Genomic DNA, 23,921 nt, shown 5'->3' with positions numbered 1-23,921 from the left:
GGCCATCTCCTGAAGTAGATCACTTCTAGAGATGGCCCTTATTGCTATTACACGTTAAGATCCTTACGTTTTCCTGTAACCATATAGATGACGCCTTCACCGATATTCGTCGTATGATCTGCCACACGCTCTAAGAAGTGCGCAACAAATAACAGATGAGTCAATTGACGATTTCTGTGATAATCAGTTCCCATCAACCCCATCAGTTCCTGCATCACCGTACTGAATAACTTATCTACACGGTCATCTTTCTCGGCTAACGACGCTGCACGATGTACATCGCGTTCCGTGTAGGATTGCAGGCTCTCATGAAGCATTTCAATCGCGATCTCAGCCATTTGTGGAATAACTTCAAGCGGCTTCACCAGTTCTTCACCTGCGAAACGGATCGTGATCTTCGCTATATCTACCGCATGATCTGCGATACGCTCCAAGTCAGTTGCAATCTTAAGTGCGGTTCCAATAATTCGCAGGTCACTAGCCATGGGTTGTTGAAGTGCAATTAAACGTAAGCATAGCTCATCAATGGTCGTTAAATAGTCATCAATGAGATCGTCCTTCTGGATGACTTGCAGTGCGGTTTTCTCATCCAGCTTGGCAAGGGATTCTACGGATTTGAAAATTAAGTCCTCCACGCTTTCTCCCATTTGCTGTAATTCTTGTTGCAATAGTGCTAATGACTGATGAAACCCTGGTCTTGCATCCATGTCAATATCTCTCCCTTTATGTGTTTTAACCGAAACGTCCGGTAATGTAATCTTCTGTACGTTGATCATTAGGATTCGTGAAGATCTTATCGGTTTGATCAGTCTCAACTAAATAACCGTTCAGGAAGAAAGAGGTTCTATCGGAAATTCTCGCAGCTTGTTGCATGTTGTGGGTCACGATGATGATCGTATATTTCTCTTTTAAAGTTTGTGTTAATTCTTCTACCTTCAAGGTTGAAATAGGATCCAATGCCGAAGTCGGCTCATCCATTAACAGTACATCTGGCTCTACAGCGAGTAGACGAGCGATACATAAACGTTGCTGTTGTCCGCCGGATAATCCCATTGCAGACTTATTCAGTCGGTCCTTAACTTCGTCCCAAAGTGCAGCTTGTACGAGACTGCGTTCCACAATGTCATCTAGCACAGACTTTTTCTTGATGCCATGAATCCGCGGACCATAAGCGATGTTATCATAGATACTCATTGGGAATGGATTCGGGCGTTGGAATACCATGCCTACACGCTTACGGAGCGAAACGACGTCAGAATCTTGACCATAGATATTGTGTCCATCCACGGCTACATTTCCCGTAATCCGTACGCTATCAATGAGATCATTCATACGGTTTAAGGTACGTAGGAAAGTTGACTTCCCACAACCGGATGGTCCGATCAACGCAGCAATTGTTCCTGTTTCAATACTTAAATCTACGTCATGAAGTGCCTGATTATCTCCATAAAATAAATTTAATTTTTCTGCTTTAATTTTATACTTCGTCGCAATAGCCATATGTTATTTCCCCCCGGAAAGTCTTTTTTGTAAGATTCGACTTGGTATCGAAACCAGCAGATTAAAGATTAAGACAACGATTAGTAGTAGAGCAGCACTGCCTTTAGCAATTTCTTTCGCATCTGGAACGAGCGATTCTGCACCGATGTACCAGAGATGAACGGAGAGCGTTTCTCCCATTTTGAGTGGATTGAAATCTGGGAAGAAGCGTGAAACGGACAATCCGGCTGTGTAGATGAGAATGGCTGATTCACCAAGCGCACGACCGGCAATCAAGGTGATCCCCGTAATTAAATTAGGTAATGCTGCCGGGATAAGTACCTTGCGGATCGCCTGCCATTTGGTTGAGCCCAGAGCCAAGCTTGCTTCCCAGTAGGAGTCAGGCACAGTGCGGATGGCTTCTTCGGTAACCCGTACCATGACGGGTAGATTCAACAGCGCCACGGTCGCCGCGCCGCCAAGGATTGAGAATTTGAGCCCAAGTAAATTAGCGAATAATAGAAATCCGAATAGACCAAAAACGATGGATGGTACGGAAGATAGTGCCTCAACAGATATTCGGACGAGATCCGTGAACCAATTTTTTTGCGCATAAATCGCTAAGTAAATACCTGAGAATAAGCCGATAGGAATCGAAATCACAAGTGACAAGAACAAGACATAGAAGGAGTTGAATAGCTGCGGTCCTACCCCTCCGCCAGCTTTAATTTCTTCCGGTTGCCCGAAAATGAAATGCCAGGAGAGATAAGGTATGCCATCACCTAATATACGAACGAGAAACCATGCCAGGATCCCGATAATGATAACGCCTGATGACCAAAAGTATAGGGTCGCAATACGATCCGTTGTTTTACTTGTCATTTAAGTTCACTCCTCTTAGCTACGATACGAATGATGAGAATGAGAGATAAGGAGATGACAAGGAGAACCAACGCCATTAGGTAGAGCGCATTATTCCAAGTTGATCCGTAATTCGTATTTCCCATATCTTTGACGATCGCTGTTGTTAACACTGTGGTGGAGTCAAGCAACGATTTGGGCATTTGAGGTGAGTTTCCGATTACCATGAATACGGCCATCGTTTCACCAATTGCGCGGCCCATCCCAAGGATGATGGCCGTCAGAATACCAGGTCTTGCCGCTGGCAAGAGTACGCGCCACATCGTTTGCCACCGTGTTGCACCCAGTGCTAAGGAAGCCTCTTCTAAACGACCAGGAAGTGAACGAATGGCATCTTCGGAAATGGACAGAATAGTAGGGAGAATCATAATGGCTAAGATGATAGAGGCTGGTAAAATCCCGTAAGCCACATTACCTGTCATGCGGCCTAATGCTGGCACGATGACGGTCATCCCGATCAATCCATAGACAACAGATGGAATCCCAACGAATAAATCTGTTGCAGGACGCATGATCTCACGCATCCATTTAGGAGCAATTTTCGCCATAAACAACGCACCTGATAAAGCAAGCGGAACGGAGATAACAACAGCAACAAGTGTCATGATCAATGTGCTGTATAGGAATGGAAATGCACCGAATTTATTTTGACCAGGCGTCCAGTCGGTTGAGAAGAAAAATTCGAGAGGACTCACACCTTGAAAGGTCTTGACTCCTTGCATACCAACGAAAACAATGATAGAGAAAATGATGGCAGAAACCAATGCAGCACTGCCTACAAACAACCACCTCATTATTTTATCTTGTCGATGCTGTCTTTGGGTCCATTTGGTGATGACTGGACGATTCCTTCCGTCCGCTTTGGCGCTGGTTAGTTGATCTACTATGGAATTCACTTCGTGATTCCCCTTTCTCTGCATTAACACAAGACTTACTATTATCATAGAATATGAATGTCATTGGATCGTAAATGATTTGTTAAGGCAATGTAAAAGTTTCGCGGTGCTCATTCGACATAGAAAAAGAGCGCCCGCATGGATATGCGGACGCTCTTGGTGAGATATCTTATTTTTTCAACAGGTCAGCTGGTAAGAATTTCAAGTCACGAACTTGTTTAGCTTGGAACTCTTTGCTTTGAATATAAGCGATAAATGCTTTCGCAGGATCCTTAGCTTCACCTTTTGTGTACATATGCTCTACACCAAACAATTTGTACGTGCCGTTTTTAATGTTGTCTTCTGTGAAAGCTACGCCATCAATTTTCAAAGCTTTTACAGTGTCATCGATGTAAGGTGTATCGACATAACCAATAGAACCGGATTGACCTACAACCGCTGTTTTCATTGCACCACTATTTTCTTGTGTAATACCGTCTTTTGTGAATTCTTTGCCATCCAAAATAATTTGTTTAACAAGTGTACGGGAACCTGAGCTGTCCGGACGGTGAACAAGAACGATTTTCAAATCATTACCGCCTACTTCTTTCCAGTTCGTGATTTTACCCATGTAGATATCAGTTGCTTGTGCTTTCGTGATGTTGTCAACTGTCACATCTTTGTTCACGATGAAAGCAAAAGGTGCGATAGCAACTTGGTGGTCCACAAGACCTTTATCTTTATATTCAGCAGCAGGTTCTACGTCGGAGTTACCGATATCGGAAGTTCCGTCTGCTACGTTCTTAATTCCTGTACCTGAACCGCCAGCTGTAACGTTAACTGTTACTTTCGGGTTCTTCTCCATAAATTCTGTTGCTGCTTGCTTAACCAATGGAAGAAGTGCGCTGGAACCGGAAGCTGTTATTGTACCAGTTAGCTCTGTTTTAGGAGCATCTGTTGGCTTAGCAGAAGCAGAAGCTGCTGTCGTTGCTGCCGTTGTTGCTGCTGCGTTGTTCGTCTCTGTTTTTGCGCCGCAACCAACCAAAGTCCCCATCATTAATACCGCGGATAATGTAAATGTAATTCCTTTTTTCGACATGAAGTTAAACATAGTTAACATGTCCTCCTTTGAATGTATGTGCTGGATTTGGTTAAGTTCGATCCCCATCTACTTGTGTGTCGAACGACCTTACTTCCCTATGGTAACAAGCGAATGTAAATTACAAACCCACGAAACGTTAACGTAATGTAAAACTTTTAATTTACAAATCGTTTACATAGTTCGACGCTTTAGTTAATAGAAGTCCCCTATATTAATAAGTAATTAGACGAATAATGTCTAAGCTTGTCTATTTATAGGAGGTATACATATGGGTAAAATGTTGTTGTCCAACTTCTCGATGCGTGCAAAATTAATTGCAAGTTTCAGCGGCGTGTTGTTCATTTTCTTGGCCGTGGCCCTGTTCAACCTACATCAAGTGACGCAAATTAAGCAGCATATGACTGAACAAAACGATAAAGTAGAGCTCAAGGTGTTGGCTCTAGAACTTAAGAATTTGGTTCAGGAGATGAATATCATTGCTTCTGGTCTGGAGATCTCCAAGAAACCGGAATTCATTGAGAAGTACAATAGTAAACGTCAACCCTACAATGATTCCATCAAGAAGATTGGAGATACGGCCAGTACGCCCGATCAGCAAAAATGGCGAAGCCAGTTGATTCAAGCGTCCGTTGATTACATAAACAATTTCGATTCCGCAGCTAAAATGGTTCAGGACACCAGCATGAAGCCAACCGATCTACAGATTAATCTGTTGTACTTATATAGTGAATCCCAAGAGTTGAAGGATAACATCTTTGGTTTAGTTGATAAATTCTACATAACGTATGCTGACGGTGCTGCTGCTGCAATTGCAGACTCTTCCAAAGCGCTCAACAATAGCCGTACCATCATGTTAATTGCTTCTGCTTTCGTTTTCTTTCTTACCTTGGTTATCGCGTTTCTTATCATTACCTCATTCACGCGTCCGATTTCGGTTCTGCAAAGAGCCGTTGCACGTATTGCATCCGGCGATTTAACCCACACCATTAATTCCTCTGCCAAAGATGAGCTCGGGCAATTAAGTAATAACTTTGACCAGATGATACGACAAGTTCGCCTCATGCTTGGTGCAACCAAGGGCATTGCTTCATCACTATCTGCCCATTCGCATGAATTTCATCGCTTCTCCCAGCTGACGGCTTCGGCGAATTCCGATATTCTCAAAGCGATTCACGAGATATCGACCGGCGCAGACGAACAAGCGATGAAAACAGAGAGCAGCTCGATGCTCATAGCTGAACTAGAAGAAGAGATTCGCGATATCAACGCGTATACCCATGAAATGAAACGCAGCAGCGACGCAGCTGCCCTCGATACGCAGCAAGGTACTGCGTCCGTGCAAGCGCTCAAAGCGTCAACTGCGCAGTCGCAGCTCCTGCTGCAGAAGGTCGATGCGGCGATGCAGACGCTCAGCGCCAGCTCCAAGCAGATCGGCGCCATCGTGCGCTCGATCATGGAAATCTCAACGCAGACGAATGTCCTAGCGTTGAATGCCGCGATCGAAGCGGCCAGAGCCGGCGCGCACGGCCGCGGCTTCTCCGTGATCGCGGAAGAAGTACGCGAGCTGTCCCTCCAAACGAACGGATCGTCGAAGACGATCAGCGGTATCATCGGGACGCTGCAAGGGCAGATTCAAGAGCTGCAGCTTTCATTGGTTGATGCGCGTGAATCTGCACTCACGCAAAGCAGCCACGTGGAAATGACTTTCGGTTCCTTCAGTAGAATTGAACAATCGACCTTAGTCATCCGTGAGCAGATTGTACAGATTCATCAGAAAATCGAACAAGCCCAGTCCAAAAACAATCTCCTCGTCGATTCTGTTCAGTTCGTTGCTGCAATTGCGCAAGAAACAGCGGCAGGAGTCGAAGAGGTGAACTCGACCAGCATTGGGCAGGACGCTTCGATCCGTCGTATCGCCGAAGAGTCTGATGATATTCTGGAGCTGGCTCAACAGCTTTTTGAGGAAATTAGTAAGTTTCAGATTGTAGAGGATGTTCGTGAGGATGAAATCGTAGAAGTAGAGATCCCTTCTACAGAAGATCCAATCGTGGAACAAATCGTGGAACAAATTGCAGCGATTGAACAGGAATTGGTAGAACACGCAGTTGAACCGAAACGTGACGTACCTCAACAACAACCGGAACACAAAGAAGAGGAACAGCGTCAAGAAAAGAAAGAATTAGTCGGGGTTAAATAATATAGCGCCCTTTTGGGGCGCTATTCCTCTCTCAACCCTGCCGCAGTTACGGCGTGCAAGGCTTTAAGACCCAAAAAGGGCCCTAGTCTGCGGCCCTTTTTCTCATTTATTTCGCGATCTCATCTGTTGCTTTGATGTTACGGAGAATGCTCACTTCTACACGGCGATTCGTAGCCCGCCCCTCGGTTGTTGAATTATCAACGACAGGACGATACTCGCCATAGCCAACGGAGGAATACGAAGCTGGTTGGATCTTCGTGTTGACGAGCAACAATTTCATAAAGTTCACGGCACGCTTCGCGCTTAAATCCCAATTCGTCTCGAAGTCTGCCCGGTGAATCGGAATATTATCCGTATGTCCAGCCACCTCGACTTCATAGCCAGGGTATTGCCCCAACAAATTCGACATCGATGTGGCTAATTTTTGGGACTCCTGCTTGATGGTGGCCGATCCTGAATCGAACAGTGCTCGATCGCTGATTGTAATCGTCAACTTTTCATTATCGAGCTTGGTTGTTAACTGTTCACTCATGTTATTCTCTTTAATGAACGCATCCATGCTTTGCTTCAGTTCTTCCAGATCCTTCTCTTCCTTCTGAAGTTTAGCAGCTAATTGACTCTCGACCTTGTTCTCTTCTTTGGAAGGCGGGTTCTGATTCTTGAAATTATTTTTCGTAGAATTCGCAGCATCATCAATTGGAATTAAATTCGACATGGCGAAAGGTGCTTCGCCACCCGTGAACGCATTATTTAACGATCGCATAATGGAATCGTATTTCTTAGAGTCAAGTTGACTTGATGCAAATAAAATGATGAAAAGGGCCAGTAGTAAAGTCAATAAATCCGCATAGGGAATCAGCCAGGATTCATCGACGTGTTCTTCATGATCCTCATGCTTCTTTTTTTTACTCACTGTGCAGAAGCCCCCTCCGCACCTTCTTCATATGACGCACGATCTTTGTTCGCAACAAAAATCATCATCTTCTGCTTCACAGAGTTCGCAGACACACCAGACTGGATGGAAAGTAACCCTTCTACGACCATCAGCTTTATTTCAACTTCTTTCTTGGACTTCTGTTTCAGCTTGTTAGCAAAAGGGTGAAAAATAACATAACCCAAGAAAATACCAAACATGGTTGCAACGAAGGCAGCTGAAATCAAGTGACCCAACTTCTCGACTTCGCTCAAATTACCAAGTGCCGCAATAAGTCCGACAACGGCACCAAGTACGCCTAGTGTAGGTGCATATGTACCTGCTTGTGTAAAAATACTCGCATATTTCTTATGTCTTGTTTCCATTTCAGCAATATCTTCAAGAAGTACATCGCGCACGAAATCAGGGTCATTTCCATCGATAATGAGTCGCATGCCACTTTTCATAAAAGGATCAGAAAGCTCTTCTGCTTGTTTCTCCAAAGATAGCAGTCCTTCCCGACGTGTGATGCTCACCCAGTTAATAAACGTCTCGATCAATTCTTTCTTAGGCATTAGTTTCTGTTCAGTAAAAATAATTTTGAGTAAGGCCGGGATCTTTTTGATTTCTTCCATCGAGAAAGCAATGAACAATGCGGAAGCTGTTCCTCCGAAAATGATTAATGCAGCCGCAGGATTCAATAATGCCGCTAGACTTGCACCTTTTAGCACCATACCAAAGCCAATAGATACTGCAGCCAGCACGATTCCAATAATTGACGATTTTTCCATCCTTCATACACCTCTTCAAGTAATCGATTTATGTATTTCAGCTTGTTTGACCAAGCTTTCGACAATAACTGAGCCCTATATTCATAATATGATTAATTGCGATTTACCACAATCCTTTTTCGTTAATATATTAGGCAGAAAGGCCCACTTGTTCATCATTTCGTTCAAATTTGGTCGAATCCTGACGAGAAACGCTTCCCTTTTAATTAGATAAGGTTGCATTGAATTCCTTCTTAAATCGCTCTCTTTCGAAATTCAACTCTTGTGGTAAAATTGGTATGTCTTGGTATCCATTTTGGGAACGATAGGATTGAATAACTTCAGCATGCCACTGTAGGAGGAATGATTGGATTGGAAAAACGACCTTTTGGCCAGACGGGAGCCCATTTCCCAATACTAAGCTTTGGTGCACAGCGTATTGTCGATGAACATAATTGCACAGAGGAAGAAGCGATTCAGATTGTGAATCGTGCGATTGACGAAGGAATTACATACTATGACACAGCCCCGAGCTACTCGAAAGGGCAATCTGAAGAGCGATTAGGCAAAGCACTGGCGCTGCATAATCGTCGAAACGACGTATGGATTGCAACCAAAACCAATGACCGTACGCGAGACGGTTCCCTGCGACTGCTCGAAGACAGCCTGAAACGGCTGCAGACAGATCATGTTGAAGAGTGGCGCCTACATAATATTATGAAAATGGAAGAGCTCGATCAGTGCTTTGCCAAAGGCGGGGCACTCGAAGCTTTAATTGAAGCGAAGGAACAAGGCATGATCAAGCATATTTCGATCAGTGGACATACGAACCCTCATGTCCAATTGGAGGCGATTGATCGCTTTCCTTTCGATAGCGCACTTGTTGCGCTATCCGCTGCCGATCATCTTGTTTATAGCTTTGCTCATGAATTCCTCCCGAAGGCGAACGACCAAGGTGTTGCCATCATCGGAATGAAAGTCATGGCGCTGGGCCAATTGGCACCATGGTACGAGAAAGCTTTGCGCTACACATTGTCTTTGCCGATATCTACGGCTATCGTTGGAATGGAGTCTATGGAACAACTGGAGCAAAATCTCGCGATAGCCAAAAACTTCAAACCGATGAGCGATCTCGAGCAACTTGATTTCTTGAAGGAAATCATGCATTTAGCCAATCCAGATGTGCTGAAGTGGAAATCGACAGATTGGGTGTCTGGCGAGTGGTATGTGCGGTAGAAACTGAAAAAAGGGGCTACCCCCAAGTAGAAATTACCTACTTGGGATGTAGCCCCTTTTTAAGTGCTTGATACAACGCTAAGTATTATTCTTTAGAATCAAAATAGAAATGCTCTGCTTTCCATTTCTCCCCTAATTGGAGAATGCCATATGAGTAGCGAGGCTGTCTTCTTTTATCCGTAGGTGAACCTGGATTGAACATCATCGTCCCTTGTACATTTTGGAGAAATGGGATGTGCGAATGTCCAAAGATCACCATATCGGGCCGTTCAGCCTCGAATGCCTCCCGTGCTCTTTCTTCAGTCGTTTTACGAAAACCATCCCCATGAATAAGCCCGATTCGAAAATTCCCGAAGGTTAGTAATTTCCTTTTCCCAAACCGCTCTACAATTTCTTCCCCATCGTTATTCCCTGCCACCGACTCACATGGTGCGATCTGCTCGACAAGCTCAATGACATGCTCACTCACCCAATCACCTGCATGAAGGATAAGATCGACACCTTGTAAGCCTGCAATAAGTGCATTAGGCAGCTTCGTGGCACGGTAGGATAAATGCGTATCTGCGATAACCCCTATTCGCATCCCTTATACTCCTTCCCATTTCAACTAGTTATTAAGGATATACTAATCAGGAAAAAGTAGGAATGCAACTATATGTTGGGAGCGACACGCCCCCCCATGCATTTCACTTTACTGCGTAACCACAGCATCATCAAAGCTAGCGGTAGAAGAAGCCATGCGGTAACCAACTTTACCTGTGCTCAGCTCCATTGTTCCATTCGTATAGTTAATCAGCTGCGTCCCGTTCACAGAACCAAGGATATTGTTCCCGGTTACTTTCACGCTGAGGCCGTACCATGTGTTAATCGTAGAGCTGAACGAAACACTCGATAGTAAGGTCAACGTCCCGCTTACCTTTTTATATAGATCAAGGGTATTCGTACTGTTGTTGATCCGCAGCATATAGTAGTTGTTTGCATCTGTGACACGGAAAAGAATACCTACGTTAGCATACGCATTATTTAGTTTCACCCTCGAAGAGTAGGTGTAATTCGTCCATGCGCTCCCAGCAAAAGCAAGAGCCTCTCCCGTAACCAAGGACTGATTGAACACTTTGCTGCCGTCCGTGACAACGCTCCACGTTCCCCCGCTAGTCGTCCAATTACTGGATCCATTTTCGAAATTATCGCTAAATAGCGTAACTACGGGTTGGGAACTGATCCCCATACCTTCGTATGCGCCCCGATCTGTTACACCGCCCACTGGTACTGCACTACCCCAGTAATCCTTACCACCGTTACTGCTAATTGCAACACCACTGTCAATAGCAGGCGAGCCATTTTGCAGCTTATAGCCATCCAATCCTGTCAGACTTGATCCAGTACCCGGGTTAACGAATAGCGGATTAGAGATAAGCTTGTGCGCATCGCTCGGCTCAGAAGACGGGTGATTGCCATAAAAAACATTAGAATCAAAGACCGTGTTCGTACTGCTTCCCATAATATATCCGCCGCTGCCTAAGTTATAGATGATATTATTTTTGAAAGACGTATTACTCGCATAGCCACCCCAATCGTTGATCAATACGATCGTTGTGCCCACTCCCGACTTAACATAAATCGTGTTGTTATATATACTCGTATTGGTGACTGGACCTGCTAATTGAAAAATACGGGTACCATCGTTCTGGCTAATGTTATATCGCACAATCGTGCCATTGTTGAAATTACTTGTTCCGTTATTACAAATGAGGACAAAGCCGCCTTCGTTGTCGTGACTATAATTATATTGAATGATCGTGCGATTAGAGTCATAGTCAGAGTCAAATCCTTGACCGTCTAGACTTCCATGTGTACTATACGCTTCGTTGTATTGTACGAGCGCATCGTCCGTATTGAACGGCCAGATGGCGACCCCCTCGGCACCAGAACGCATATTCGCATGATGAACGACATTGTACTGGATAACGGGTGCCGAACTTACTCTAACCAGAATGCCATCACGCCCGATATCATACACGGTATTATATTGAATAAGCACGTTCGTAAAGCCCGACCAAGGACCAGAATCCACCATACCGCCCCGGTTCATCCAGCGGGAATGCGTCTGAATACCCGTGGAATCCACCGTGTACACGGTATTCCCTTCGATCCGGACGTCGTTCCACTTCGTGGATACGGAAGTTCCTAATGCCTGCACAGCGATGCCGCCGTTTTTCTTATCGGTATTGATCCCATTGACATCGTGTACAGTAAGATTGGAAATATGAATATAATTGGCCGTTCCATAATCCGAGGCAACCACATTGACACCTAATCGTTTGGCAGCGGTCGCCCCCTTATTCGTCACTTCCAAGTTCATAATTTCCCAGTACTCTTGATTGTACAAATAAACAGCCGATCCTCCGCTCCCATCCGCATTCATCGTAAGTCCGTTACCGTTAATGAGCGGTTTACTTCCGCTGCCGTAGCTTGAGATTGTAATTGGGCTGCCAGACACGCCTGAACCTTTCGGATATAACTGCCCGGTCCAAGTGCCTCCCGATTTAAACAGGATCTGATCGCCAGCTGTGAACGTTGTCGCATTCACCTTCGTCAAGCTTTTCCAAGCCGTTGCCGTGCTTTTCCCATCCCCGCTGTCATCCGGTCTCGAAGAGTCCACGTAATAGATTGTACCCGCAGCCATAGCGGATTTCGGCAAAGTTCCTAGGAAGGACAACAGAATCACGATGGTCGCAAAGATTGTTAGTAATTTTTTGGCAGAATTCATGAATGATTCCCCTTTTCTTGATTAATCACAAATTTTGTTAACGCTTTCACATTTTTTCATAGAAAATGCTGTTCCTCTTACCATTGAAGAACAACATCACAGGCAGTTCGCCTGATGATGCTATGTCTATCACCAGGCAAGTTTCCTTTATATGCGAGTGCTCCTCACTCACCTCCTTTCCAACTACTTCCGTGTTAACTGCAGATGTTCAACCTTTAACTCCAGACATCGCAACACCTTGAACAAAGTATTTTTGGGCAAAAATAAACAGAATAATCGTTGGCAGTACAGCAACAGCGGCACCGGCCATTTGCAGCGCATAGTCAGCGCCCGCTTCGGTCTGGAAGTAGGATAAACCAACCGTGAGCAGTTGTTTCTTCATGTCCGTAATGAATACAAAGGGCGAGGCGAAATCGTTCCACGTCCAGAGAAAGGTAAACAATACCATTGTGACAAGCGCAGGTTTGGCCAACGGTAAAATAATTCGGTAGTACACTTTGTAATGTGAACACCCATCGACAATGGCTGCTTCGGATATTTCTTTGGGAATACTAATGAAAAATTGTCTAAGCAAGAACAGGAAGAAGACATCAAAAGCTGCCGGTAGAATAATCGCCCAATGCGTATTATTCAAATGAAGGTACTTATACAACAAGAACCTCGCTACAATGGTCGTATCGGATGGAATCATCATCTTGGCAATCAAGATCATGAAAATCACATTTTTAAATCGGAATTCCAATCTTGCGAAGGCATAAGCCGCCATAGTTACAATCAGCCCTCTTAACAAAAGAACGCCTAGCACGACTTTAACGGAGTTTAAGTACCAGATGAAATAAGTTTTGTGTTTGAAAATGGTTTCGAAATTGCCCATAAACGGGTTGCTGATCAGAAGAGAGGCCGGATGCTCTGACATCTCCAGCGGTGTTTTCAGCGAAAATGAAATCATGAACAGGAACGGGATGATCATCACAAGGCCGATGAGAAGCATCACGTAGGTAAGCACTAGTTTCGGTTTTAATAATGTACCCATTTTTTTTGCCCCCTCCATTGGATGATCGTAATAACAAGAATGATGGCGAACAATAGGATCGCTTGAGCAGATGCAAAACTGTATTTGTTATAAGCAAAGGCTTCTTCGTAAATATTCAATGAAATGACACGCGACGAAGTACCTGGACCACCATTGGTCAAGTTTCGGAAAATGGCATAGTTTTGAAAAGATCCGATAATGTTGGTAATGACCAGAAAGAAAGTCGTTGGTGAAATGAGAGGCAGGGTCACACTCATAAATTTCTTAAATCGCCCTGCTCCATCGAGTTCCGCCGATTCGTACAAATCTTTGGGCACTCCTTGCAGAGCTGCCAAGTAAACGATAGTCGGGAAAGCGAGTGAATGCCATACTTCAACGCCAGCAATCGTTGGCAGCGAAGTGTGAATGCCTCCCAGCCACAATGGGGGATGTTCCACGCCTACAGCTACGAGCAGTTTGTTCACAACGCCATCATAGGGATTTAGCAAAATAGAAAACACAATCGCGATCGCCACGACATTCGTTACATATGGCAGCATAATCAACGTCCGTGCTAATGTTCTTAAGTGAAAAGTCGCATTAAATAACATAGAAAGCAGCAACGCTGCAATAATGACTCCTGGTACATAACAAATCATGAACAGGAAGCTTCTTCCAAAAGAACTTAAAGCAATGGGATCCTTCAAGACAGCGATATAGTTCGAAAGCCCGGCAAAGTGCAAGTCCGATAAGCTCTTAAAACTGTTGTAATCTAATACGCTAATGACGAAAGCGTAAAGCGTAGGCAGTAAATAAAAAAGTGCAAATCCCGCCACGAAAGGCGTGACAAACCAGAAAGCAACTTTTTCTTCATTCGTAATCCGCAGCATGCTCCATTCTCCTCTTTGTAGGAAGGAGGACACCACCAGGATGTCCTCCTCCAACACATCTCAATTATTGTTTGCTAGCCGCTTGAATCGCTTGGTCTTCTCTTTGTTTAATGGATTTAACAGCATCGTCCACTGACTTCTGTCCAGCAAAGAACAATTCGGATTCCTGCATAATAATATTGCTGTACTCACTCATCGCACTACCTAACAATTTCTCTTGTGTGAAACCAAGTCCATTATCAAGCAAGGCTTTGCGAAGGTCATCAGAAGTTACACTGCCTTGCGATTTATCTGCGATATTTTTCAGAACCGCATTCATTTCGTCTTTGCTCAAATTTTTCTGAGCCGGGAATTCGCCTCTTTCTTTATAGCTATTCTCAGCAAAGTAGGATAGGAAATCAAACGACTCTTTCGGATGCGCGGATTTCTTATTAATCGCAAGCGCGGAAGTAACCCCGATATTGTTATTACCTTTGCCGTCATCAGGTGTTGGCGGTTGAACGACGCCCCATTTCCAGTCACGCGGATATTTCTCGAAATTGTTCAATGAACCCAAGTACCATGTTCCGATGAAATGCATCGCATACTTGCCTTCTAAGAATCCAAGGTTAGACAGCTTCTTCGTTTTAAACTCAATCCAAGACGGCTGAATTTTGTGAACAGCACTCAGATCGTTGTACCATTTAAGGGCATCTTTAAATGCAGGATCATCATAGTTGGAAGTGCCATCTGCCTTATAACCTGCTACATTTTTTTGTCTAGCCTGCAAGTATAAGTAGTTATCAAAGGTAAGCATGTAGGAACCGTAGACACCTTTTTCCGGTTTCGTTAATTTTTTAGCTGTCTCAATGTATTGGCTCCACGTCCAGTTGCCTGTTGGGTAAGGAACACCTGCTTCATCAAATAGCTTTTTATTATAAAAGACAGCCCACATCGATAAATTCATTGGCAGATAGTACACTTCATCTTTGTATTTCGTGAGTGAATCTCCATAAATTTTATCAATATCGTAATTAGCCTGTTTCGCTAAATCTTTCATGGGATACAAGAAATCTCTAGATGCATACTTGTTCTGATCGATTGGATTCGAAAGGCCGATAATATCCGTCTTGTCGCCGGAGAGCATCGCAATGTCGATTTTCTTCATGGCTTCATCCAATGTTCCTGGCAAAATGTTAAGTTCCAGCTTGTTCCCCGTTTTGGTCTCCCATTGCTTCTTTAATTTATCGTTAGGAGTACCCTCTTCCCATTCCTTCTGACCTGCTGAAGTAATGAACATGGACAATGTTACGGGATCAGCCTTTTTGGGTGCCGTACTTGCAGAAGCTGCCGCTCCTGTTTCTTTCTTCGTCGTGGTAGCGCTACCACATCCGCTCAAAAGACTTAACCCAACAATTGACGACAAACTAATTAATGCCCAATTTCTCTTGAACCCCTGCATAAAAGCGCCTCCATTTTTCGTAATTCCGAATGTATTGTGTAGCTACGAGTTTCATTGTAGAGTGACTGGCGTCAAAAAAATAGGGGATGGTTTTTGGATTAGGTTTGATCTTTTTGACTGTTGTCGATTCTGATCGGAAGTTCTCTATAAGTTGCTTTACATGAAAAGAATGCGTGATTATTATAGAGTCAAAGGAGTGAGTCCGATGAACGATACTTATAAAATTATGATTGTTGACGATGAATTCGAGATTCGGGAAGGTTTAAACTCCTTTTATTGGGAACGCTTTCAGCTCCAGGTAGTTGGCCTAGCCGCCAACGGCAAGCAAGCCCTCGACCTGATGCAGCGCAGTGATGTCGATATCGTCCTCACGGATATTAAAATGCCCGTCATGGATGGCATTGAGCTTAGTAGAGCCATTTCGGTCCATTACCCTCATGTCAAAATTGTGATTTTGTCCGGATATAAAGAATTCTCATATGCCCGTGATGCCCTTCAAGCAGGTGTATCCGAATATTTGTTGAAGCCCGTGGACTTGAAGCACCTCAGTGAAAGCATGATGAAGTTAAAGCTTGTATTGGATACGGAACGGCAATCGTCGCAAAAGCTGCTAACCTATGAGAACCAGTTGGCGAATAGCCTGCCTGCTGCCAGAGATCATTTCTTCCAGTCATTACTTGAAGACTTCTTTCCTGAGTATCATGAGGCCAAAGAAAAGATGAGCTTATTAGAAATTGAAATGAACGCGACCTATTATTGTTGCGCAGCTGTGAAGTTCGAATGGCATGACCAAGCCGACGGTGGTCTAACCGATGTGAATAAGTTGGCAAAGGCTAACACGATGATTGAACGTCATCTTGAAGCAAGTCAATGTCATAGCTATATGCTCAAGAAAAAAGCTGGTGAACTAGCCCTCTTCTTGAATCTGAACGCGACAACGGTTCCACCACGTAAAACACTTTCCTTGCTTTTTGAGCACATCATCGTTGCCATTGAACAGGAACTGGGTTGTCGATCCATCATAGGTTTAGGTGAGGTTTATCAGAGTTTACTCTCTTTCCCTGATTCCTACAAGCAAGCGAGAAGCATTATGGAACGCCATATTTTCCGCGAAAGCAGCGGGTTGTTCCAATGGGATCCTGCCGACAGTCTTCACGTTGAACGCAAAGAATATCCCTATCCTTTTGAGACCAAACTTCTTGATGCGGTGCTTGAGGGGAATAGCGGTAACAGCACGCTGTATTTCCAACATTTCTGGGACAGTTGCGGCCTAGACTCCGAACGCGCAGAGCTCCCCCTGGTCTTGAAATACTTGACGCCACTCTTCACAATGCTAGAACGAAGATTAGATCTACATGGCGCTTCATTTGAAACGATGGCAAATCTTCACATGCCATTTACCGAATATGTAGAACAATTTCAAACCTTATCTCAATTGAAAATCGCACTGGATCGCTTAATTTCAGACATTACGCTGCAAATTAGAAAATTAAATGACGTCGTGCAAACGACTTCACATTCCGCAGTCCAACAAGTAAAAAAATATATCGAAGAACATAGCAGCGAAAAAATCACCTTAAATCAAATGGCAGATCTCGTTTATCTCAATCCCAGTTATTTCAGCATTCAATTCAAAAAAGAAACTGGCATTAATTTTATCGATTATTTGAAGAACTGCCGAATGGAAAAAGCGAAAGAATTGCTGCGCCGCATCGATCTCAAAGTATATGAAATCGGTGAATTAGTCGGCTATCAAGACCGTAAGTACTTCGCTACGACGTTCAAAAGTTACACGAAACTAACGCCGCTTGAGTACCGTCAATCCTTCATCACATACTGAAAGCGGTGTCTACATGGAACGTGTGAAACGGCTTATCAAAAGTTTTCTCTATCAACATTCGATTCGTAAGAAGCTGATGTTCTGTTCGATGCTGCTCACATTGATGCTAGCAACAACCTTTTATTGGTTATCCGAAGCCTTCGTAAGTCGTCTTATCGTGCAAGAAAAAGCGGAATACCAAGTGAATGAATTCAAGCAAACAGCCAATTACTTCAAATCACTCTTTGCAGACTTAGATGCCAATACGAACAAGTTGGTAAACACCACTTCGGTACAAACAGCGGTCAATGAACCGTTTCAGCAAAACGATTTCATCCAAATCGGACAACGGGTCCAGCGGTTGACGAGCGAAATTAACGATACGTTACTTTATCATGATTATATCGACAAAATCATGATTCTAGGTAACAACAATCTGGTTTATCTGTATGAATACGATAATGGCGGCAAATACGCGGGAACCGATTTTAGATTTACGCATTGGTTAAATGAAAGCGCAGCCTATCTCTATAAGCAGCAAGAAGGTGTTCCGTTTTATTACAACCCTTCGGATCAACCTCTCATCAAGAACAAGGACGAACAGACATTAGCGCTCATGCTCCATAAAAAAATAGCGTACTACCGTCCCATCCGGCTGGAAAATGAAACGATCGGTACGATGGTGGTGACGTTTAATATTCCCGAGTTTGCGAAGGAAGTATTCTATAGCTCTGATGTGGATGAGACACTTCAATTGCTGACCAATCAACACTTGCCTATTTGGAGCAACAAGCCTTTCAGCTTGGATGAAGAGCACTTCCCCTCCTCGCTGCAATCGGATGATACTTCATACAACATCATTCAAAAAAATGGAAGTAAAGTGCTGGTTACTCACTTTCAGCTATCTTCCTATCCATTTGAACTCATGAGCGAATTCCCAATTGCATCGATCTTAACAAGCCAGGATGGAACACATTCTTTCCTATTCTTTTTCGGGCTGGGCTCCCTTGTATTTGTCATGATCCTATCGTTCTGGTTTGCAGGAACATTATCCAAGCCGTTATTTGAATTATCACAAGGATTATCCGCTGGATTTGCTGCAATGAACGAACGCGAGCCGCTTGAACCACGCATCGTTTTCCCTAATTATCGCGTGCGTTCGAAGCTAATTGCATATTTTGTCCTAACCACCTTTGTACCCAACTTGCTGTTTGTCCTGTTACTGACTTACGTACATTATGACAACTATCAGAATAAGGTCATTCAACTTACGGAAAGTACGATCCAACAAGTTAAACGGAATATTAATTACAGTTTGAAGAATTACGACAGATTAACGCAGCAATTAATTTATCATCCTGAAATCCAGCAAACGATGCGCAAATCAGAAACGACTTCTTTACTGCCAACGGATAACATGATGCTTGAACTTCAATTCGGTAACATGAAGCAGCGGAAAAGAGAGTTTCTCTCGATGGAGCTCTACAATCAAACCCGTGAACGAATCTATACAGGGATGTACGCGGGCACTGTTCCAATATCGAAGACCGATCCACGTGTCTTTGAGAAGCTTGATCATAGTTCGGGAGAACTGCTGCTCATCGGTACCTATCGCAATCTGTATATGACACCGGTACTTACGTTTGCCAGGAAAATTAGCAGTTCCAGCGAGTCCAATCTCGGCTCACAGCTCGGTTATTTGATTGTCAATGTGGAACAGGACATGCTGAATAATATCTTTCGAACGATCCGTATCGGAGATTCTGGTTATTTCTTTCTGATGGATGCGAACGGCACGATTCTATCCCATGACAACGACGAACTTACTTCGCATGTACTTACGAAGGAAGACCCTCTCGTAGCAGCGATGATGCAACAGACGAGCGGTTCCTATTTCAAACATGCACATAACAAAAAGTATATGGTCTTCTACGACACCGCCTCTTACTTCGGGGTAAAAATGGTCGGTATTGTCCCTTCCGATGAATTGAAGAAGAAAGTACTTACCCTCGTGTGGTACAGTGCAGCTTTCTTCGTTGTATTCGGCATTCTGATTATGCTGATCGCAACATTGATCTCCAGTTTAATTAGCAAACCGCTGCGAAAGCTGCAAGACTTGATGCACGAAGTAAATGAGGGCAACTTTGAAGCACGAATGAATCACAAAGGCCGAGACGAAATTGCCAGTCTAGCTCGCCATTTTAACAATATGATCAAGCGTTTGAACGAGTTAATTACCGAAAATTATCAATCGAAACTGCGTGAGAAAGAGCTCCTGTTCCTGGAGAAAGAAGCCCAGCTTCATGCCTTGCAGCAGCAAATCAATCCACACTTTCTGTACAACACACTGGAGTCCATCAAATGGATGGCTTTCAGACAAGGCGCCAACGAAATCGTTGAAATGACAACTGCATTGGGACAATTTTTCCGAGGCAGCATTAGTAAAAAAAGCGGTTTAGTTCGGATGTCAGAGGAGCTTGACCACCTGGAGCAGTACTTACGGATTCAAAAAATAAGAGCAAGAAATCGTTTCATTGTCATTTGGGATGTCTCAACCGAATTGCAACATTTCCTAACGGTTAAATTGATTTTGCAGCCTATTGTAGAAAATGCGATCATCCACGGCCTCGATACAATGGAAGCTGACGGTTTATTGATGATTAAGGGCTATATCGATGGAACCCATATGCATATTGAGATTCTCGATAACGGCACAGGAATGACGGAGGAACAATTACAGCGTTTGCGATTAATTGAAGAGGAATCACGAGAAACCAATCAATCTGGTATCGGATTAATTAATGTGCTCCAGAGATTGCATTTATATTTCACTGATCGTTTTACTTGGGATATCGATAGCAAGCTAGGAGAAGGAACACTCGTGCGCCTCCACTTGCCCTTACTTTCTGAGGATGAGGGGTGAAGAGTAGCATCCTTACACCAACATGAAAACAGCCGCCCCACTTTACGTGGGACGGCTGTTCGTCTGTGCGCGGCTAATCCAATTGGCGGACTTGCACGCCCTTGTCTCGAATGCGATCTAGCGATTCCTTGCTTGTGAGCCGATCTGTTATGACATGTTGAATGTCCGACCAACCCGCAACTTGTGTTAGCGCCTGCGTGCCGAACTTACTATGGTCTGCGAGCAAATACGTTTCATCAGCAATACTAATCATTTTGCGCTTAATCAGCGCTTGAAGTTCATTCGATTCGCTGATGCCGCGCTGTACGTGAACCCCTTTGCAGGAGAGAAACAGTTTGTGCGCATGGTACATATCCAAGGATCGCTCGGATAATGGACCTACGTAGGATAGGGACTTCGGAGAAAGCAAACCACCTGTGGAGATGACTTGAATCCGCTCTTTACCGCTAACCTCCAAGGCAACCTTCATCGAATTGGTGATGATCGTAATCGCCATGTCGGGAATCATTTTGGCCATATACCAAGCCGTGGTACTCGCATCGAGAATGATGCGGTCCCCCTCCCCAATATGTGAAATCGCTTCTTTCGCAATGCTATTCTTGAAATCCGCGTGCGCCGTCTCCCGCTCCAAGAAAGGAACTTCGGTCTGCGCTTCCTTCACGCTCACAGCGCCGCCATGGCTGCGCATGAGCTTGCCATCGGCTTCTAACCGATCCAAGTCACGTCGAATCGTTTCTTCCGTTACTTGGCACAGTTCACTCAACTCAGTTACGCGAATGCTTCCTCTTTCATTAACCAACTGAACGATTCTCTGCCATCTTTCTGCTACCAGCATCGTTACCCCTCATTTCACCGTCGATCGGGAGGCCACTTTAAGAAACGCTGCATACGCCGCCTGCCAACCCGCCTCATCCTGTGGATGATACGTCTTGACTGGGAACGAACTCCGAATCAGCTTTCTGGCTTCGCGCAAATTCGCGATAACCCCTAATGATATCCATTGTACTACAAGGTTACCTAAGGCACTACCCTCTACAGGTCCAGCCCATACTTCACGCTGTGTAGCACTCGCTGTAAACTGGCACAGCAGTTCATTCTGGATGCCGCCACCTACGATGTGAAGTCCGCGGTATGTTTTGCCTGAGAGCTGCTCCGTACGCTCAAGAATAAAGCGATATTTCAGCGCTAGGCTTTCCATAATGCAACGTATAATCTCACCGTCGGTTTGAGGCACAGCCTGATTGGTGTCACGACAATATTGCTGGATTTGCTTCGGCATATGAGCAGGATTTAAGAACATATCATCATCGGGGTCAATGAAGAATTGGAATGGCTTCACAGCTTCTGCCTGCTTCACGAGTTCCGCAAAGCCGACTGATTTCCCTTCCTTATCCCATGCACGTTTGGATTCATTAATCAGCCATAAACCCATAATGTTCTTTAATAACCGATTCGTTCCGAACACGCCGCCTTCATTCGTGAAATTCCAGGCTAGCGCTTGTTCTGTAAGAATGGGCGTCTCTGTTTCTGTTCCTAACAGCGACCACGTTCCGCAACTTAGGAACGCGAAATCATCATGGAGCGCAGGAACGGCAACAACCGCAGATGCAGTATCATGTTCACCAACAGCGATGACAGGAATGGAAGGAACATCCAATTCCTCGCAGACAGCTGGACTTAGTGAACCGACACGCGCACCCGAAGCGACAGGTGGCAAGAAGATATGTGCAGGAAGTCGTAATTGCTCGATGAGCGAAGCGTCCCAAGTGAAACTCGAGGCATTAAACAACTGCGTTGTTGTCGCATTCGTGAATTCACTATGCTTTTCACCCGTCAGGAAATAGCGAAGCAGGTCTGGAATCATGAGAAACGTTGCCGCGCGGTCAAGTAATTCCGGATTGTTCTTCTGGATCGCATACAGCTGGAAGATGGAATTGAATTGCAAGAACTGCAGCCCTGTAAGGGCATACAGTTTTTCACGGCCGACAATATCCATGACTTCGCTCATGATGCCATCTGTGTGATGATCCCGGTAATGATACGGATTTCCTAATAGCTCGCCATTTGCAGCTAGTAGACCGAAATCCACTGCCCATGAATCAATTGCCAAGCTTTCAATATGCGAATAGCCAAGATGCTTGGTTTGTAAAATACCTTGCTTCAGCTCATGAAGCAACCGTAAAATGTCCCAATGCAGGTGGTTGCCCACCTGCACAGGATCATTGGAGAAGCGGTGAATTTCCTCGATCGTGATCCGGCCCGCTTCAGAATCAAGGCGCCCGACGATCGCTCTGCCGCTGCTTGCTCCCAAATCAAAGGCTAGAACTGTCGATGGATTACTCACCAGCTTGCACCACCTTTGCCACGCGCATTGATTTTCTCGTCGTAGCCGCTTGCCAAGTAAGCTTTCATCGGGTCAACTGGAACACCGATTTCCTCACGAACTGCTTGAAGTAGAGGCGTTACATCGAATTCAAATGCTTTACGAACCGCATCTTCGGCACCAAGAACATCTTGATTCGCTTGTGCAGCACGAACTTCTTCAAGGTTAATCAGAAGCGCTTTCGCGTATTGCGTTTGTACGTTAAGTACGGAACGCAGCATCGCTGGGATTTTACGCTCAATGTTATGACTTTGGTCGATCATGTAGGCGATATTGTCAGCAGCTTGACGAATCTGTGGATTCTTATCGTTAGCAGCATCAATGATTTGGTAGAAAATCAGGAACAATTCATACGGATTCACAGACCCAACGATCAGATCGTCATCCCCATATTTACGGGAGTTGAAATGGAAACCGCCAAGTTTATTTTCATCCAACAAGTACGTCACGATGTGCTCGATGTTCGTTCCTTGCGGGTGATGACCTGTATCCACAAGCACTTCTGCTTGCGGGCCCAATTTGTTCGCCAAATTGAACGCCATCCCCCAGTCAGCTAGATCAGTGTGGTAGAAAGCTGGCTCGTAGAATTTGTACTCAATCAACATACGCATGTTGGGTGACATTGCATTGTACATTTCTTTCAGTGACTCGTACATCCATGCTTTACGAGCGCGAATGTCCACTTGTCCTGGGTAGTTGGAGCCATCAGCAAACCACAAGCTCAACACGTCGGAGCCGACTGTTTTGGCAATGTCTACGCACTCAAGCAAGTGATCCGTCGCTTTGCGGCGAATTGCTGCGTTCGAGTTCGTTACACTTCCGAAGATGTAATCATCTTCTTGGAAAAGGTTCGGGTTCACCGCACCGATGGAAACGCCTAGATCAGAAGCGTGTTGCTTCAGTTTCGCATAGTCATCCACTTTGTCCCACGGGATGTGGATCGCAACCGACGGGCAAACACCCGTCAGTTTGTGCACTTGCGCAGCATCTTCGAATTTCTCGAAGGGATTACGCGGTACGCCTGTTTGTTGGTAGACTTTGAAACGTGTACCTGAATCTCCGTAGCCCCATGAAGGTGTTTCAACTTTCAATGCTTTCAGCTTTGCTTTCACTGCTGCTATATCAATGCCTCTTAGGGCTTGTTGCTCTTCGAATAATGCGTAGGCTTTGTCGCTCATCGGTTTGTTGCC

The 23,921-nt window shown here is 44.7% G+C and carries 19 protein-coding genes; 4 read left to right on the top strand and 15 right to left on the bottom strand.

The window, feature by feature from the left end; genetic code table 11:
• Positions 1-47: 47 nt before the first annotated feature.
• The 5 genes from phoU to AC58PV_RS19565 all read right to left on the bottom strand — a co-directional run bounded on the left by phoU (position 48) and on the right by AC58PV_RS19565 (position 4,386).
• Entirely contained in the window at positions 48-707 is a 660-nt protein-coding gene (phoU, locus tag AC58PV_RS19585; protein ID WP_497434006.1) for a phosphate signaling complex protein PhoU, read from the bottom strand.
• Positions 708-732: 25 nt separating this feature from the next.
• The gene (gene pstB / locus AC58PV_RS19580; RefSeq protein ID WP_497434005.1) at positions 733-1,500 is read right to left on the bottom strand and encodes a phosphate ABC transporter ATP-binding protein PstB; all 768 of its coding nucleotides are present in this window, start codon (positions 1,498-1,500) and stop codon (positions 733-735) included.
• Positions 1,501-1,503: 3 nt separating this feature from the next.
• Positions 1,504-2,361 (bottom strand): phosphate ABC transporter permease PstA, encoded by an 858-nt coding sequence (gene pstA / locus AC58PV_RS19575; protein ID WP_497434004.1) that lies wholly within the window; start codon positions 2,359-2,361, stop codon positions 1,504-1,506.
• On the bottom strand, positions 2,358-3,296 hold the full coding sequence (gene pstC, locus AC58PV_RS19570; protein ID WP_497434003.1) for a phosphate ABC transporter permease subunit PstC: 939 nt from the start codon (positions 3,294-3,296) through the stop codon (positions 2,358-2,360). The genes pstA and pstC overlap by 4 nt, the downstream gene beginning before the upstream one ends.
• Positions 3,297-3,465: 169 nt before the next feature.
• Positions 3,466-4,386, bottom strand: coding sequence for a phosphate ABC transporter substrate-binding protein (locus tag AC58PV_RS19565; RefSeq protein WP_497434001.1), 921 nt, complete (start codon positions 4,384-4,386; stop codon positions 3,466-3,468).
• Positions 4,387-4,645: 259 nt separating this feature from the next.
• Between AC58PV_RS19565 and AC58PV_RS19560 the strand changes: the two genes are divergently transcribed.
• Entirely contained in the window at positions 4,646-6,574 is a 1,929-nt protein-coding gene (locus AC58PV_RS19560) for a methyl-accepting chemotaxis protein (RefSeq protein WP_497434000.1), read from the top strand.
• A gap of 106 nt (positions 6,575-6,680) precedes the next feature.
• On the opposite strand, the gene motB is transcribed toward AC58PV_RS19560, so the two are convergent.
• A complete protein-coding gene (gene motB, locus AC58PV_RS19555; RefSeq protein ID WP_497433999.1) occupies positions 6,681-7,487 on the bottom strand; it encodes a flagellar motor protein MotB in 807 nt (268 codons plus the stop codon).
• Entirely contained in the window at positions 7,484-8,278 is a 795-nt protein-coding gene (motA, locus tag AC58PV_RS19550) for a flagellar motor stator protein MotA (protein ID WP_497433997.1), read from the bottom strand. The genes motB and motA overlap by 4 nt, the downstream gene beginning before the upstream one ends.
• A 342-nt stretch (positions 8,279-8,620) precedes the next feature.
• On the opposite strand from motA, the gene AC58PV_RS19545 reads away from it, so the two are divergent.
• A complete protein-coding gene (locus AC58PV_RS19545; protein WP_497433996.1) occupies positions 8,621-9,493 on the top strand; it encodes an aldo/keto reductase in 873 nt (290 codons plus the stop codon).
• Between the two features lie 85 nt (positions 9,494-9,578).
• Here AC58PV_RS19545 and AC58PV_RS19540 read toward each other — a convergent pair whose 3' ends face one another.
• From AC58PV_RS19540 to AC58PV_RS19520, 5 genes are all read right to left on the bottom strand, one after another.
• Positions 9,579-10,076, bottom strand: a complete 498-nt coding sequence (locus AC58PV_RS19540; RefSeq protein WP_497433995.1) for a metallophosphoesterase family protein — start codon at positions 10,074-10,076, stop codon at positions 9,579-9,581.
• Positions 10,077-10,184: 108 nt separating this feature from the next.
• Positions 10,185-12,263, bottom strand: coding sequence for a 3-keto-alpha-glucoside-1,2-lyase-like domain-containing protein (locus AC58PV_RS19535; RefSeq protein ID WP_497433993.1), 2,079 nt, complete (start codon positions 12,261-12,263; stop codon positions 10,185-10,187).
• A gap of 208 nt (positions 12,264-12,471) precedes the next feature.
• On the bottom strand, positions 12,472-13,296 hold the full coding sequence (locus tag AC58PV_RS19530) for a carbohydrate ABC transporter permease (protein ID WP_497433992.1): 825 nt from the start codon (positions 13,294-13,296) through the stop codon (positions 12,472-12,474).
• Positions 13,281-14,165 (bottom strand): carbohydrate ABC transporter permease, encoded by an 885-nt coding sequence (locus AC58PV_RS19525; RefSeq protein ID WP_477569678.1) that lies wholly within the window; start codon positions 14,163-14,165, stop codon positions 13,281-13,283. The genes AC58PV_RS19530 and AC58PV_RS19525 overlap by 16 nt, the downstream gene beginning before the upstream one ends.
• 64 nt (positions 14,166-14,229) lie before the next feature.
• Positions 14,230-15,606 (bottom strand): ABC transporter substrate-binding protein, encoded by a 1,377-nt coding sequence (locus tag AC58PV_RS19520; protein ID WP_497433991.1) that lies wholly within the window; start codon positions 15,604-15,606, stop codon positions 14,230-14,232.
• A gap of 205 nt (positions 15,607-15,811) precedes the next feature.
• On the opposite strand from AC58PV_RS19520, the gene AC58PV_RS19515 reads away from it, so the two are divergent.
• A complete protein-coding gene (locus AC58PV_RS19515; protein ID WP_497433989.1) occupies positions 15,812-17,446 on the top strand; it encodes a response regulator in 1,635 nt (544 codons plus the stop codon).
• Positions 17,447-17,459: 13 nt separating this feature from the next.
• Positions 17,460-20,348, top strand: a complete 2,889-nt coding sequence (locus AC58PV_RS19510; protein WP_497433988.1) for a sensor histidine kinase — start codon at positions 17,460-17,462, stop codon at positions 20,346-20,348.
• Positions 20,349-20,421: 73 nt separating this feature from the next.
• Here AC58PV_RS19510 and AC58PV_RS19505 read toward each other — a convergent pair whose 3' ends face one another.
• From AC58PV_RS19505 to rhaI, 3 genes are read right to left on the bottom strand one after another with little or no spacing between them, the layout of a single operon-like run.
• Positions 20,422-21,183, bottom strand: a complete 762-nt coding sequence (locus AC58PV_RS19505; RefSeq protein ID WP_497433987.1) for a DeoR/GlpR family DNA-binding transcription regulator — start codon at positions 21,181-21,183, stop codon at positions 20,422-20,424.
• Positions 21,184-21,192: 9 nt separating this feature from the next.
• Entirely contained in the window at positions 21,193-22,695 is a 1,503-nt protein-coding gene (rhaB, locus tag AC58PV_RS19500; protein ID WP_497434070.1) for a rhamnulokinase, read from the bottom strand.
• Positions 22,689-23,909, bottom strand: a complete 1,221-nt coding sequence (gene rhaI, locus AC58PV_RS19495; protein WP_068662681.1) for an L-rhamnose isomerase — start codon at positions 23,907-23,909, stop codon at positions 22,689-22,691. Before rhaI ends, rhaB begins: the two co-directional genes overlap by 7 nt.
• Positions 23,910-23,921 lie beyond the last annotated feature (12 nt).

The organism is Paenibacillus sp. J22FR83 (assembly GCF_059691955.1).
Note: the sequence above shows the minus strand (reverse complement) of the source record. Positions and strands in the feature narration are given on the sequence as shown.